At 56.0% G+C, this 13,485-nt stretch carries 15 protein-coding genes; 12 read left to right on the top strand and 3 right to left on the bottom strand.

The features are described from left to right. Window positions 1–111 precede the first annotated feature (111 nt). The 10 genes from rplO (at window position 112) to PQU98_RS04130 (ending at window position 7,944) form a co-directional block, all read left to right on the top strand. On the top strand, window positions 112–594 hold the full coding sequence (gene rplO, locus PQU98_RS04175) for a 50S ribosomal protein L15 (RefSeq protein WP_272743624.1): 483 nt from the start codon (window positions 112–114) through the stop codon (window positions 592–594). A gap of 156 nt (window positions 595–750) precedes the next feature. Next, window positions 751–2,121: a preprotein translocase subunit SecY gene (gene secY / locus PQU98_RS04170; protein WP_272743623.1), complete on the top strand. Its 1,371-nt coding sequence runs from the start codon at window positions 751–753 to the stop codon at window positions 2,119–2,121. Then, window positions 2,118–2,678, top strand: coding sequence for an adenylate kinase (locus tag PQU98_RS04165; RefSeq protein WP_272743621.1), 561 nt, complete (start codon window positions 2,118–2,120; stop codon window positions 2,676–2,678). The genes secY and PQU98_RS04165 overlap by 4 nt, the downstream gene beginning before the upstream one ends. A gap of 356 nt (window positions 2,679–3,034) precedes the next feature. Further along, window positions 3,035–3,403, top strand: coding sequence for a 30S ribosomal protein S13 (gene rpsM / locus PQU98_RS04160; protein WP_272743619.1), 369 nt, complete (start codon window positions 3,035–3,037; stop codon window positions 3,401–3,403). A 16-nt stretch (window positions 3,404–3,419) separates the two neighbouring features. After that, window positions 3,420–3,809 carry a 30S ribosomal protein S11 gene (gene rpsK, locus PQU98_RS04155; protein ID WP_189488244.1) on the top strand — a complete coding sequence of 130 codons (390 nt, stop codon included), beginning with the start codon at window positions 3,420–3,422 and terminating at the stop codon, window positions 3,807–3,809. A gap of 78 nt (window positions 3,810–3,887) precedes the next feature. Beyond that, a complete protein-coding gene (locus PQU98_RS04150; RefSeq protein WP_189488246.1) occupies window positions 3,888–4,904 on the top strand; it encodes a DNA-directed RNA polymerase subunit alpha in 1,017 nt (338 codons plus the stop codon). 112 nt (window positions 4,905–5,016) lie between these two features. After that, complete coding sequence (locus PQU98_RS04145; RefSeq protein WP_272743618.1) at window positions 5,017–5,430, top strand: hypothetical protein; 414 nt, start codon at window positions 5,017–5,019, stop codon at window positions 5,428–5,430. Between the two features lie 232 nt (window positions 5,431–5,662). Then, on the top strand, window positions 5,663–6,079 hold the full coding sequence (rplQ, locus tag PQU98_RS04140) for a 50S ribosomal protein L17 (RefSeq protein WP_272743617.1): 417 nt from the start codon (window positions 5,663–5,665) through the stop codon (window positions 6,077–6,079). 309 nt (window positions 6,080–6,388) lie between these two features. Continuing rightward, the gene (locus tag PQU98_RS04135) at window positions 6,389–6,547 is read left to right on the top strand and encodes a hypothetical protein (protein WP_272743616.1); all 159 of its coding nucleotides are present in this window, start codon (window positions 6,389–6,391) and stop codon (window positions 6,545–6,547) included. A gap of 137 nt (window positions 6,548–6,684) precedes the next feature. Beyond that, on the top strand, window positions 6,685–7,944 hold the full coding sequence (locus PQU98_RS04130; RefSeq protein WP_272743615.1) for an alkaline phosphatase family protein: 1,260 nt from the start codon (window positions 6,685–6,687) through the stop codon (window positions 7,942–7,944). A 29-nt stretch (window positions 7,945–7,973) separates the two neighbouring features. On the opposite strand, the gene PQU98_RS04125 is transcribed toward PQU98_RS04130, so the two are convergent. Further along, window positions 7,974–8,873 carry a hypothetical protein gene (locus tag PQU98_RS04125; protein WP_272743614.1) on the bottom strand — a complete coding sequence of 300 codons (900 nt, stop codon included), beginning with the start codon at window positions 8,871–8,873 and terminating at the stop codon, window positions 7,974–7,976. 127 nt (window positions 8,874–9,000) lie between these two features. Between PQU98_RS04125 and PQU98_RS04120 the strand changes: the two genes are divergently transcribed. Both PQU98_RS04120 and PQU98_RS04115 read left to right on the top strand, forming a co-directional pair. Then, window positions 9,001–10,488, top strand: coding sequence for a Do family serine endopeptidase (locus tag PQU98_RS04120; protein WP_272743613.1), 1,488 nt, complete (start codon window positions 9,001–9,003; stop codon window positions 10,486–10,488). A gap of 4 nt (window positions 10,489–10,492) precedes the next feature. Further along, the gene (locus PQU98_RS04115) at window positions 10,493–11,014 is read left to right on the top strand and encodes a hypothetical protein (protein ID WP_272743612.1); all 522 of its coding nucleotides are present in this window, start codon (window positions 10,493–10,495) and stop codon (window positions 11,012–11,014) included. A 62-nt stretch (window positions 11,015–11,076) separates the two neighbouring features. Here the strand turns inward: PQU98_RS04115 and PQU98_RS04110 are convergent, their stop codons facing one another. Beyond that, complete coding sequence (locus PQU98_RS04110; protein ID WP_272743611.1) at window positions 11,077–12,354, bottom strand: HlyC/CorC family transporter; 1,278 nt, start codon at window positions 12,352–12,354, stop codon at window positions 11,077–11,079. Window positions 12,355–12,356: 2 nt separating this feature from the next. Then, the gene (aroB, locus tag PQU98_RS04105; protein WP_272743610.1) at window positions 12,357–13,481 is read right to left on the bottom strand and encodes a 3-dehydroquinate synthase; all 1,125 of its coding nucleotides are present in this window, start codon (window positions 13,479–13,481) and stop codon (window positions 12,357–12,359) included. Window positions 13,482–13,485: the final 4 nt, after the last annotated feature.

Here is a 13,485-nt window from a genome sequence, read left to right as displayed (position 1 = left end):
CCCTCATAAAGGTTTGCCCCTCACCCTAACCCTCTCCCCGCAAGCGGGGAGAGGGAACTACATCAACGCCGAGTCCGCAACGTGCGGGCGCATTCAGATATGAGGCATAAAATGACAAAACTGAACGAAATCCGCGACAACGAAGGCTCCACAAAGGGCCGTATGCGCGTAGGCCGCGGCCCCGGCTCCGGTAAGGGCAAGACCGCCGGTCGCGGTGTGAAGGGCCAGAAGTCCCGTTCGGGCGTTTCGCTGCTGGGCTTTGAAGGCGGTCAGATGCCGCTTTACATGCGTATGCCTAAGCGCGGTTTCAACAACCCGTTCGCGCTGAAGTTCGCTGAAGTTAACCTGTGGCGCCTGCAAGAAGCCATTGATGCCGGTAAGATTGATGCCAAGGCTGAGATCACCGGTGCTGTACTGAAAGCTGCGGGCGTTATCCGTCGTGAGCTTGATGGCGTGCGTCTGCTGGGCGAAGGCGAGCTGAAGTCCAAGGTTACCCTGAACGTCTATTCGGCGACCGCAGGGGCCGTGAAGGCCGTTGAAGCTGCCGGTGGCACGCTTACCCAAACTCGTCCGGCCAAGAAGTCGGCTGAGTAAGTTATCCACGGGTGATGCGTCATCCGGCCAAGGGGCAGGGGGCTTTGATTAACCCTGCCTATTGGCGTTTGGTGCTCACCCGCCTATATCTGCCGGAGGTCGTGAGTCTGAATGATCAGATTCAATTGGGGACTTTCTGATTTTTAAGGATAGTTGATGGCATCGGCTGCTGAACAACTTGCTGCGAATATGAATTTCGGCGCCTTTGCCAAGGCAACGGAGCTCCATAAGCGTCTTCTTTTCACGCTGGGCGCGCTGATTATCTGCCGTCTGGGCACCTATGTACCGGTGCCGGGCATTGATATGGCCGCCTTTGACCGCGCCTTTTCGGGGCAGTCTCAGGGTATTTTGGGCATGTTCAATATGTTCTCCGGCGGCGCCGTGGAACGTATGGCTGTGTTCGCGCTGAACATCATGCCCTACATCTCGGCGTCGATCATTGTGCAACTCATGGGCTCGATCTACGGGCCGTGGGAAAAGCTGCGCAAGGAAGGCGGAGAGGCGGGCCGCAAGCAGCTTAACCAGTACACCCGCTATCTGACGCTGGTTCTGGCCATCGTTCAGTCGTTCTCGATCGCCGCAGGGATGCAGGCGTCGGGGCTGGCGCTCAATCCGGGACCGTTCTTCCTGATTTCGACCGTGACGACGCTGACCGGCGGCACCATGTTCCTGATGTGGCTGGGTGAGCAGATCACCGCGCGCGGTGTTGGTAACGGCTCGTCGATGATCATCTTTACCGGCATTGTCGCGGTTCTGCCGTCGACCATTGCCCAGCTTCTGGCTCTGGCCAAAGAAGGCCAGATCGCGCCACTGGTGCTGCTGCTGGTCGTGGCTGTGCTGATTGCCACGATCGTGTTTATCGTGTTCATGGAGCGCGCCCAGCGCCGTCTTCTGGTGCAGTACCCTAAGCGTCAGGTCGGTAACCGTATTATGGGCGGCGATACCTCGTTCATGCCGCTGAAGGTCAATACGGCCGGTGTTATTCCGCCGATCTTTGCCTCGTCGCTGCTGCTGCTGCCAACTACGATCCTGCAATTTGCCGGCTCCAACCCCGAGGCCATGCCGTCATGGCTGGGCTGGCTGCCGGCGGTGACGACGCAACTGACGCATGGTCAACCGCTGTTCATGGCTATCTATGCGGCCTTGATTATCTTTTTCTGTTTCCTGTACACCTCGCTGGTGTTCAATCCGGACGAAACCGCTGAGAACCTGCGTAAATACGGCGGCTTTCTGCCGGGTATCCGTCCGGGCAAGCGCACGGCAGAATATCTGGATTTCGTTCTGACGCGCATTACCGTGATTGGTGCGGCCTATATCACCATCGTCTGTTTGCTGCCGGAGCTTTTGATCTCCAGCCTTGGCAACAGCTTCTATTTTGGCGGCACGTCGATCCTGATCGTGGTGTCGGTGACGATGGATACGGTCGCGCAAATCCAGTCGCATCTTCTGGCCCATCAGTATGATGGCCTGATCAAGAAATCAAAAATGAAGGGCGGAGCGCCAAGACTCCGCGGGGGAGCCCGATGAACATAATACTTTTCGGGCCGCCTGCGGCCGGTAAAGGCACTCAGGCCAAGCGTCTGGTCGTTGCCCGCAACATGGTGCAACTGTCGACCGGCGATATGCTGAGGGCCGCTATTGCTGCCGAAAGCGAATTGGGCCTCAAGGTCAAGGATATTCTGGCCAGCGGCGGCTATGTGGCGGATGAAATCGTCATCGCCCTGATCCGTGAACGTCTGCCGGAAGCCGAAGCCGCCGGTGGGGCGATCTTTGATGGCTTTCCGCGCACTGTGGCCCAGGCGCAGGCGCTTGACGCCATGCTGGCCGAGCGTGGTACGCAGATCGATAAGGTCGTGCGCCTGAATGTTGATGAAGCGGCGCTGATTGACCGGATCGAGACACGCTTTGCCGAGCAGGGCCGCTCCGACGACAACCCCGAAGTTTATAAGGAGCGTCTGGCCAAGTATAATGCTGAGACCGCGCCGCTTTTGCCCTTCTATGCCGCGCAAGGTAAGCTTGCTGAGGTTGAGGGCATGGGCTCAATGGAAGAGGTCGCCGCCCGTATCGAGTCGGCACTCGCTTAACACCAGATTCCTTTCAGGCTCCCTTAGAAGGCCTGAGAGACACTTTACCGGTTTTGAATTTTCACCCCAAAGCCGGTGTTCAACTCAAGATTAAAGGCGCGGCCCCGCTATATTTCACCTCTGGGTCAGGTCTTGGTCTGCCATTTCGCCGCTCATCCGGCTTAAGGCCTTAAACCTTAAGCTTTTGAGTAAAAAACCATTGACGGATGATGATTCCTTATTATAAGGGGTCGCTTCCGCGAAAATAACACGCGTATTCTTATCAGCTACCCTTTACAAAAGGCGGGCAGATAGGCATACGTGTCGCCTTTCGTTTTTTGGCGCGCCGTCAGGTTGCGCCCCGAGGAGATTTAGACGTGGCCCGTATTGCAGGCGTCAATATACCGACCAACAAGCGCGTCCTCATCGCGCTTCAATATATTCATGGCATTGGCCCGCAAAAGGCCAAGGAAATCGTTGAAAAGGTGGGCATCGAAGATGCGCGCCGCGTCAACACCCTGTCCGATGCCGAAGTGCTGCAGATCCGTGAAACCATCGACCGTGACTATCTGGTCGAAGGCGATCTGCGTCGCGAAGTCTCGATGAACATCAAGCGCCTGATGGACCTGGCCTGCTACCGCGGCCTGCGTCACCGTAAGGGCCTCCCGGTGCGTGGTCAACGCACTCACACAAATGCGCGCACGCGCAAAGGTCCGGCGAAACCTATCGCTGGCAAGAAGAAGTAATCGGGATCGCTGAGCAATGGCTAAGGAACCTACACGCGTTAAAAAGCGCGAACGCAAAAACATCACTTCGGGCGTGGCGCATGTCAACGCTTCGTTCAACAACACCATGATCACCATCACGGACGCGCAGGGTAATGCGATTTCGTGGTCGTCGGCTGGCCACATGGGCTTTAAGGGTTCGCGTAAATCGACCCCTTACGCCGCTCAGGTTGCCGCTGAAGACGCAGGCCGTAAGGCTATGGAGCATGGCGTCAAGACGCTGGAAGTCAGCGTTGCCGGTCCGGGTTCGGGCCGTGAATCGGCTCTGCGCGCCCTGCAGGCGGTAGGCTTCACGATCACCACGATCCGTGACGTCACACCGATCCCGCATAACGGCTGCCGTCCGCCGAAGCGTCGTCGCGTTTAATTTCGTCTAATTCTATTTAACAGCCGCCGTTTCGTTTGATCGCGAAGCGGCGGCCTTTCCCACAATTTGAGGGACGCAATGATCGAAAGAAACTGGCAACAGCTAATTCGTCCCGAGAAGCCCCAGATCGAGTCCGGCGTGGATTCCACGCGCAAGATGCGTCTGGTCGCGGAGCCGCTGGAGCGCGGTTTCGGGGTAACTCTCGGTAACGCTTTGAGACGTGTTCTCCTCTCTTCGCTGCAAGGCGCTGCCGTCACCGCGGTTCAGATCGATGGTGTCGTTCACGAGTTTTCGTCCATCGAAGGCGTGCGTGAAGATGTCGTGGATATCATCCTCAACATCAAGCAACTGGCGCTGCGTATGCACGCCGAAGGCCCTAAGCGCATGGTGCTACGCGCCTCTGGTGCAGGCCCGGTAACCGCCGGTCAGATCGATGTCCCCGCCGATATCGAAGTTCTGAACCCTGACCATGTCATCTGTACGCTGGACGAAGGCGCTTCGGTGCGTATGGAATTCACCGTCCAGACCGGTAAGGGCTATGTCCCGGCTGACCGTCTGCGTCCGGAAGATGCCCCGATTGGCCTGATCGCCGTCGATGCGCTCTATTCGCCGGTCAAGAAAGTTGCTTACCGCGTCGAGCCGACCCGTCAGGGCCAGTCGCTTGATTACGATAAGCTGGTGATGGAAGTTGAAACCAACGCCGCTGTGACCCCGATCGATGCCGTGGCCTTTGCTGCGCGTATCCTTCAGGATCAACTGCAAATCTTCATCACCTTTGAAGAGCCTAAGCCGGCTGTCGTCGAAGAAGGTAAGCCTGAGCTGCCGTTCAACCCGGCTCTGCTCAAGAAGGTGGACGAACTGGAACTTTCGGTGCGTTCGGCCAACTGCCTGAAGAACGACAACATCGTCTATATCGGTGACCTGATCCAGAAGACGGAATCGGAAATGCTCCGTACCCCGAACTTCGGTCGTAAGTCGCTGAACGAAATTAAGGAAGTTCTGTCGTCCATGAGCCTGAATCTGGGCATGGACGTGCCGAACTGGCCGCCTGAGAACGTTGAGGATCTGGCCAAGAAGTTCGAAGACCAGATCTAAGAGACCTCACTTAAAAGTCCCTCGCTTTGCTCAGTGTACTTTTAAGTGTAAGTTAAATATAGGAAGCCGGATGCAAATTTGCGTCCGGCTTTTTCTATGTCAGGCATTGTATATGGCGCCGTATTCCATTGCTCAATTTGAAGATTTCATCCGCCGCCGGACTGAGAATGGCTTAGGTCAACTCACAGACCAAGATTGGGATCAATGGTGCAGAGAATTAGGGTTAGCCCAACAGGTGATTTGTGACCAACTTGCTGAGGCATTAGCCCAACTTTTCCTATCAGGCGAGCGTGATTTTGAATTTTGTAACGGCATTATAATTGAGCTTTTTTATGATCTAAATCGCGGAGTGCCAAGCGGAACGCTGACTCTTTCGCCGTTTTTCTGGAGTGTTTATCTGTCTTTTGATGCTGGAGAATATAATCACGGCAATCCTAGTATTGACCCTGTTGAGGAATTCACGCGCCCGCTTTTAAAGAAAACCCTGCAAGGCCAGTATGTAAGTCCCGCGGACAATACCATTTAGGGGTTTAATCAGGTTAGGGGGTTGACTTTGAAGGCCTGATTTGTCATTAGCGACACCTCGCTATGCGAGACTTATCGGGAAAGACCAAAACCTTGTCCCGGTAATTTCCAGCCACTTTGCGGTTGGACGTTCATGACGGGCAGGGGCCATTCGGGCCGTTGTCTTTAGATCATGGGCTCGTTTTTGGGAGATCGGACAGGCTGCGTGCCGCCGGTCTTTTGGAGATTTTATTATGCGTCACGGTTCTGGTTACCGTAAACTCGGTCGTACCACCGCTCACCGCACCGCCATGTTCGCCAACATGGCCGCTTCGATCATCAAGCACGAACAAATCATCACCACCCTGCCGAAGGCCAAGGAACTGCGTCCCTTCGTTGAAAAGCTGGTGACCCTGGCCAAGTCGGGCACCCTGCATGACCGCCGTATCGCCATTTCGCGCGTTCGCGACGTGGCTCAGGTCGGCAAGCTGTTCGAAGTGCTGGGCCCGCGCTACAAAGACCGCAACGGCGGCTACATCCGCATCATGAAGGCCGGTTTCCGTCACGGCGACAATGCCGCTATGGCCATCATCGAATTCGTCGAGCGTGACGAAAACGAAAAGGGTAAGGATTCCGGCCCGGTATTGTCGGTTGAGACCGAAGAGGCTTAATCCCCTCTCGTTTCATACTAATTTAGAAAAAGGCCCTTTGGATTGCCAGAGGGCCTTTTTTACGTTTGCACTTGCGTAAATTATTGCCGCATAAGCGCGCAGAGCCTGTGAACCTGGCGGTAAGAGGGTTGTGCAGCGCGTTAATTTTATCACATAATTATTTATTGCTACTTAGTTAACGCGTCTGTGATCGTCCGCATAAGGACTGTGACTTTTCTTGCTGAGGTTTATACCCTACGGTTTGGGTGAAGATTAAGGCCACGGGGTCAAGTCTTCACTTTTACATCACCCATATTCCAGGAGGTTGCTATGTCCAATGACGTACAAAGCCATGCGTACACCCCTGCCGCAGGCGCGCCGGTTCTTTCGGAAGCGCTGCTGAGTGAGACCCTTTTCGGGCATGATGAACCCGCGTTTAGCGATGCGTCCGACCTGGACGTTCTGGATCGCATCCGCACCTGCGACTAAGCGAACACCATCGACATATTAAGAGCCTCCGCGGTTGCGGAGGCTTTTTTTATGGGTCGATGTCGTGCCCACTTGTCACCACGCTGACGCATCTTTTATGTAGTCTGTTGTGATGGTTGGGTTATGCCGGGTGCTTTATGCGTAAACAGATTTTGGGGGCAATTGCGCTGGTTATGGTGAGCATGGGGGCGTGCGTCTCCAAACCGTCGGCGCCTGTGGTGCCTGTTGAAGCGGTCATCGAAAAACCGGCACCGCTGATCCTGATATCCATTGATGGCTTTCGCGCGGACTATCTGGATCGTGGCATAACCCCTAATCTGAAAAAGCTGGCCGATAATGGGGCGCGTGCGGCCATGCGCCCCAGTTTCCCCAGCCTGACCTTTCCCAATCACTATACGCTGGTGACGGGGCTGCGGCCTGACCATCATGGCATTATCGGCAACACTATGCGCGATCCCCGTAAGCCGGACGTGACATTCCGGCTGTCGAACCGTGAAGCCGTGACCGATCGCTTCTGGTGGGATGGCGGCAAGCCGTTCTGGATTACGGCGCAGGCGCAGGGCCTTAAGGTCGCGACCATGTTCTGGCCGGGGTCTGAGGCCGATATTCGTGGAGTACGCCCTAGCTACTGGATGACCTATAATGAGGAAATGCCGCACCCTGATCGTATAACGCAGGTCATGGCATGGCTGGATATGCCGACCTCAGATCGGCCGGATGTGGTGACGCTCTATTACTCGACCGTCGACCATGAAGGTCATGATTTTGGGCCGGATAGTCATGAGGTTAATGCCGCCCTTGCCGATGTCGATCAGTCGATAGGGCAACTGATCAAGGGACTGAAATCTAGAGGCATTAATGCCAATATCGTCATCGTATCGGATCACGGCATGGCCAAACACCAGCCCGAAACGTTTGTGCGCATCGCCGATGTTTTGCCGGAAGGCAGTTATGATCTGGTGGCGGGCGGGCAGGTTGTATTGCTTGACCCCAAGCCGGGCCATGAGGCGGAGGTAAACCGGATACTGATCCGCAATAAACCACCGCACATGACCTGCTGGCCGAAAGGCAAAATACCGGCACGCTACCATTTCGGTAAACATATCCGCGTGCGCAAGATTGTCTGCATGGCCGATGTCGGCGGTTACATCGTGGCCCCGTCACGCGATAACTGGATGCCAAAGCCAGAGGGCGGCAGCCACGGATATGACCCCTATGATCCCCAAATGCAGGCGGTGTTTATCGCCAGCGGCCCGGCCTTTAAATCCGGTGTGGCGTTAAAGACATTTGATAATGTCGATGTCTATGGCCTGATCATGGAACTGCTTGATCTTAAGCCTGAACCCTATGACGGCACAGTAAAGCCGTTCAGGCCCGCGTTGAAAGTCGATCATTGAGATCTGATTTTTGTGAGCTTCTGTACATGTTAGGCCAGAGCCGCCCTTAACCGAACCCATAGCGCCAGTCGGCTGAACGATGTGGAAGAAAACCACCATATACTGGGGTCTTCAAAGCCCTTAAGTGCCTGCAGGTGTTGGCGGGCGAGTTTCCATTTGCAAGCGCGTATAAAGGTGAACAATAGCCAGCCATTGGCGAGGCGTATTTCGGCAGGATCAGCCAGATTAGCGCTTAACACGCTATCCGAAGCTTCTTTAAGGTCGCGAATGACCTCTGGCTGCTGGAAATATCGCTCTGCAAGGCGATCTGCATTGGGAGCTTCGTCAAAAGCGGCGTAATAAAAATGCCGTTCCCAATGTGCCCGTGTAATCAAGGCATAGTAACTGGGTTTGTCCGGGTTCATGTGAGCGCGGCCTATGCGGAACATGGTATCGTGATCGCCACCCCATTTTTCACACCGCGCCAGTAACAAATTCATATAGCCTGATAGCGGTACATTATCGGCGGCAAGTAATCGTGCCTCGGCAATGTCGCGTTCGACGTCCTCATTAGGATCCATATTAACGGCCATGAAAAATGCTGCGGCCAGTCCGAATGAGCGATCGATATCGAGAGCCTGCCTGAGGCAGGCTTCGGAATCTTCCAATACATCGCGGTAACGCGCGAATCTCTCAGGCGTAACCTCAACGAAAGTCCCACCACCACGATGACGCCGTGCGATGCCGAACAATATGCCGCCTAGTATGGTGTTGCCTAAAACATCGTCAGGACTATCAACCAGCCCTGCGAATGAAGTCTTCATATCAATCTGGGCGTAAATGAGCTTTATAAGTTCGTAAGCCGCTTCAGGCGATAAACTAGCCACCAAATGCTTTAGTTGTGCCCATTGGCCTTTGCGAACGAACGCAATCGCAGTCTTAAGCTTCATATACCCCCCTACAGCTGCCTCATATAAGACTACATCGTCACCTCACGGGGAGCAACATTATCGGTAGCTGGCGCTTTTGGTATCTTTCAATGCCTTGATAGCGCCGCAAAGACCTCTACATAATTGGATGACTGTTCCTTTTGTGAGCCTGACCCAACCCATGACGACATCTTTACGCAAAGCGGCTTCCATTATCGCCCTGACTATGGCCGGTCTGATGAGCGCCTGCTCAGGCCAGACAGAGCCGCAGGATAATTACGAAGGTTCGGGCTTTCATCAGCAACCGCTCAGCACACCCAACCGCAAGGTGCCCGACAGCGCCATCGGCATGAAGTCGTCCTTTGCGCCGGTCGTGCGCGATACCGCACCTGCCGTTGTCAATGTCTACGCTAAGCGCGTCACCCGCCGTCAGGTCGATCCGTTCTGGCAGATGTTCGGCGGAGTCAATCCGCGCCCGCAGGTCGAGCAATCCCTGGGCTCTGGTGTGATCGTGCGCGGCGACGGCGTGGTCGTGACCAATAACCATGTCGTTCAGGGCGGGCAGGAGTTCATGGTCGTGCTCAATGACCGGCGTGAGTTCCCGGCCAAGCTGCTGCTGGCCGATGAGCGCACCGACCTCGCCGTGCTTCAACTGGAAACCAGCGGCGAAAAGTTCACCACGCTCAATCTGGATGACGGACGCGACCTTGAGGTCGGTGATTTGGTGCTGGCGATCGGCAACCCGTTTGGGGTGGGGCAGACGGTGACCAACGGCATTATCTCAGCGCTTGACCGTACCGATGTCGGGCCGGGCGAGGGGGCGTTTATTCAAACCGATGCCGCCATCAACCCCGGTAACTCCGGCGGCGCTCTGGTCGATATGGACGGTGACCTGATTGGTATTAATAGCTTTATCCTGTCGCGGTCGGGCTCATCAGCGGGGGTTGGGTTTGCCATTCCGTCGGCTATGGTGCGCAGGGTGGTTGATACCGCACTTGGCGGGAAATCAACGCTGGTGCGGCCCTGGCTGGGGGCCAAGGGCGATACGGTCACTTCTGATATTGCCCGTTCTATGAACCTTGCGCGTCCGGAAGGGGTGCTGGTCAGCGACATCTATAAGGGCAGCCCCGCCGATCAGGCCGGATTGCGTACCGGCGATGTGGTTACTGCCGTTGATGGTCAGCCTGTCAATGATGCCCGCGCCATTGCTTACCGCCTCAGTGTGCGTAATCCGGGGGAGACGGCTCAGCTTAACATTGTCCGCGATGGCAAACCGCAGAGCCTGAAAGTGAAGATACAGGCCCCGTCGGCGACACCGGCCAAGGATGAGCGCCTGATCAAGGCCAATGTGCCTCTGAACGGCGCCAAGGTCGTCAATATGTCGCCGGCTGTCGCCGAAGAAGCCGGCATAGACATCTTTGCCGCGCCGCGTGGGGTGCTGGTTTACGGTCTTGAATCCAACCGCGTCTATGCCGCCCGCGCCGGTTTCCGCCCCGGTGATATCATCAAGGACATCAACGGCACGCCGATTACGTCGGCCGCTCAGTTAGAGCAGATCCTGAATACCCGTCCGGCGTCCTGGAAAATCAGCATAGTTCGCCAAGGGCAGACTATGACGGCTCAGTTTAGATCATAAGGGCATGGCGGGTCACAAGATAAAGATTCTGGATGTTCAATCCACGACAGAGAGCATTCTCATCAAGTGTGAGATGAATTGGGACGATTTGGCGGACCCGTTTCCGGCGCCGCTGGCCCCCGGCAACTTATATGTGAGTGACAGCAACCGCGCATCTGTCGCTGAGTTGCATCGTCTCGTCGCCCGCAGTGGCCGAAATGTAACCTTTGAACGCTTTGATCTTCATGATCAAAAATACCCTTTAGCCGGTGAGACGTACTATTATCAAGGGTGGTGGATGCCGGAATTTATGGACGCCGTTATGGATGAGGCGGCGACATGGGAATTACGGGACTATCCTGACAATGGTGACCACGATCACCTGTTATTCAGCTATGATACTATTGCGGCTTATGCTGAGACGACCAAAGGCTACTTTAACGCAAACTATGGGTGGGCAAATATTCCTGATTGGGAAGCCTATGTTCGGGATGACATATACCGGCTGCGCCAGTACCGCGCGGAAAACGCTACGCCGTTCCGCTGAATGTCGCGGGTAAGCTATCTTTATACCTCCCCGAACGTAGAGCGCTCAGGGAGGTATAAAGATTAGTCTTCGATCACGATCGGGGTGATTTTTAGCGCTGTGATCTGGTTGCGCTGGCGGCGCAGAATCTGGAATTTGCGGTCAAAAAAGATGAAGGCCTGACCTGGCTGAGGAATAGTGCGGGCCTCATAGATGACAAGGCCCGCGATGGTCACGGCGTCATCATCGGGCAAATCCCAGTCCATAAAACGGTTCAGGTCGCGGATCGGCACATCACCGTCAACGATCAGAGAACCGTCGGCCTGCTTACGGATACCGGTCTGGGCGGTGTCGTGTTCGTCTTCGATATCGCCGACGATTTCCTCTAAGATATCCTCTAAGGTCACCATGCCCTGCAATGCGCCGTATTCATCGACCACCAGCGCAAAGTGCTGTTTTTGCTTCAGGAATGCGTTCAACTGGCTCTTGAGATTGGTGGTGTCGGGGATGAACCACGGCTCACGGGTGATGGCGTCGATATCGAGGCTTAAGATATCGCCTCTGGCCTTGGTGATGGCGGCAAACAGGTCGCGGGCATGGAGGACGCCGACGATATTTTCCTGATTGTCGCGATAAAGCGGAATACGGGTGTGGCCGATTTTGAGGGCCTCATCGATGATGCGCTCGATACCCAAGTCGGCGTCAATCATGAATATCTGCTTGCGGTGGACCATGATCTGGCTGACATCCAACTCAGACAGGTCAAGCACCCCGCGGAACATGTTGCGGTCGCGCTTTTCGACTGAGCCTTCGTCGTGATGATATTCAATGGCACCACGAATTTCCTGATGGGCGGCCAGTACATCGGTTTCCATCGACATGTTGACGCCAAACAGTTTCAGGGTCTTACGCACGAACCACTGCACCCCCTGCACGATAGGGCCGAAGATATAGACGGCCCACAACACCATCCGCGACATACCGCGCGCTACGTCATCGGGCTTGGTGATGGCCAAAGTCTTGGGCAGGACTTCTCCGAATACCAGAATAAGCACGGTCATGACACCGGTCGAGATGGCAATGCCCATAGCGCCGGGGAACATGGCGGCCAACACCGAGGTCGTCAGCGCCGAGGCCCCGATATTGATCAGATTGTTGCCTAATAATATGGCCCCGATCATCTTTTCCTGATCGGTCAGCAGGCGGTTGACGCGCTTGGCCGCCTTATCGCCGTCGCGTTCAAGCTGGTGCATCCGCCCGCGTGAGGCCGCCGTCATCGAGGTTTCCCCCGCCGAAAACAGTGCGGAGACAAACAACAGACCGACTAAAATCGGCGCCAGAACGAGCAGGGTGGTAAGCATAATCAGGCCTCTATGCGGCTAACGGCACCCTCAGACAGCAGGAAGTCATAGATATCGGCGGCGGGCACGTCCTTGGCCACGAAGGCGTCACCGATGGCGCGGGCCAGCACGAACACCAGTTTGCCGCCTTCGGCCTTCTTGTCGTGGCCCATATGCTCGATCAGGCGCATCCCATCAAAGGGCTCATTGCGGATTTCGGCCATCGTGGTCGGCAGGCCCGATTGCGCGATGGCGGCCACAGCGCGGTCGGCATCGGCTTTTGGGCACAGACCGGCGCGGGCGGAATAACGGAACGCCATCGCCATGCCGATCGCCACCGCTTCACCGTGCAGCAGGGTGTCGCCAAAACCGACCTCGGCCTCAAGCGCATGGCCGAAGGTGTGGCCGAGGTTGAGCAGGGCACGCTGGCCGCCTTCGCGCTCATCGGCGGCGACGATTTCAGCCTTCATCTCGACCGAGCGGGCGACCGCATCGCGAATGGCGTCGATATCGAGCGCCAAAACCTTGTGATCATTGACTTCCAACCACTCAAAAAACGTCTTGTCCCCCAGCAGGCCGTATTTGATGATTTCGGCATAGCCGCATTTGATCTCACGCAGCGGCAGGGTCGACAGCACATCCAGATCACACAAAACCTTGCGCGGCTGATGGAACGCGCCGATCAGGTTCTTGCCGCGCGGATGGTCGATAGCCGTCTTGCCGCCGACGCTGGAATCGACCTGAGCCAGAACCGTGGTGGGTATCTGGATGAAATCGATGCCGCGCATATAGATGCTGGCCGCAAAACCGGTCAGGTCGCCGATCACGCCGCCACCCAGGGCAATCACCACATCCTTGCGGTCAAGACCTGCGTCAACAAAGGCATCGGTGACGGTCTCAAGCCCTTCCCAGGACTTGGTTTGCTCACCGGCAGGGACGACGGTCTTAAAGGTCTTGAAACCGGCTGCCTCAAATTGCGCCACAACGCCATCGGCATGGAGCGCATCGACATTGGCGTCGCACACAATCAGGACGCGCCGGTTTTTCAGATATGGGGAGACGTGGCTCGCCACATCGCTGACCAGCCCGGTATCGACCAGCACGTCATAGGGTTTGAAATCGCCGCCAGCGACAGGGATGGTGGTCATAGTC

This window comes from Asticcacaulis machinosus, from assembly GCF_028550435.1.
GTDB classification, from domain to species: domain Bacteria; phylum Pseudomonadota; class Alphaproteobacteria; order Caulobacterales; family Caulobacteraceae; genus Asticcacaulis; species Asticcacaulis machinosus.
The sequence above is the reverse complement of the archived record's forward strand: the minus strand, read 5'-3'. Positions and strand labels throughout refer to the sequence as shown.

Bases quoted from the DNA above. Each gene is read 5' to 3' on its own strand.
- PQU98_RS04150 (WP_189488246.1), top strand. From the start codon at position 3,888: ATGATCGAAAGAAACTGGCAACAGCTAATTCGTCCCGAGAAGCCCCAG.
- PQU98_RS04145 (WP_272743618.1), top strand. From the start codon at position 5,017: ATGGCGCCGTATTCCATTGCTCAATTTGAAGATTTCATCCGCCGCCGG.
- PQU98_RS04135 (WP_272743616.1), top strand. From the start codon at position 6,389: ATGTCCAATGACGTACAAAGCCATGCGTACACCCCTGCCGCAGGCGCG.
- PQU98_RS04115 (WP_272743612.1), top strand. From the start codon at position 10,493: ATGGCGGGTCACAAGATAAAGATTCTGGATGTTCAATCCACGACAGAG.
- secY (WP_272743623.1), top strand. From the start codon at position 751: ATGGCATCGGCTGCTGAACAACTTGCTGCGAATATGAATTTCGGCGCC.
- PQU98_RS04110 (WP_272743611.1), bottom strand. From the start codon at position 12,354: ATGCTTACCACCCTGCTCGTTCTGGCGCCGATTTTAGTCGGTCTGTTG.
- PQU98_RS04120 (WP_272743613.1), top strand. From the start codon at position 9,001: ATGACTGTTCCTTTTGTGAGCCTGACCCAACCCATGACGACATCTTTA.
- rplQ (WP_272743617.1), top strand. From the start codon at position 5,663: ATGCGTCACGGTTCTGGTTACCGTAAACTCGGTCGTACCACCGCTCAC.
- PQU98_RS04125 (WP_272743614.1), bottom strand. From the start codon at position 8,873: ATGAAGCTTAAGACTGCGATTGCGTTCGTTCGCAAAGGCCAATGGGCA.
- rplO (WP_272743624.1), top strand. From the start codon at position 112: ATGACAAAACTGAACGAAATCCGCGACAACGAAGGCTCCACAAAGGGC.
- PQU98_RS04130 (WP_272743615.1), top strand. From the start codon at position 6,685: ATGCGTAAACAGATTTTGGGGGCAATTGCGCTGGTTATGGTGAGCATG.
- PQU98_RS04165 (WP_272743621.1), top strand. From the start codon at position 2,118: ATGAACATAATACTTTTCGGGCCGCCTGCGGCCGGTAAAGGCACTCAG.
- rpsK (WP_189488244.1), top strand. From the start codon at position 3,420: ATGGCTAAGGAACCTACACGCGTTAAAAAGCGCGAACGCAAAAACATC.
- aroB (WP_272743610.1), bottom strand. From the start codon at position 13,481: ATGACCACCATCCCTGTCGCTGGCGGCGATTTCAAACCCTATGACGTG.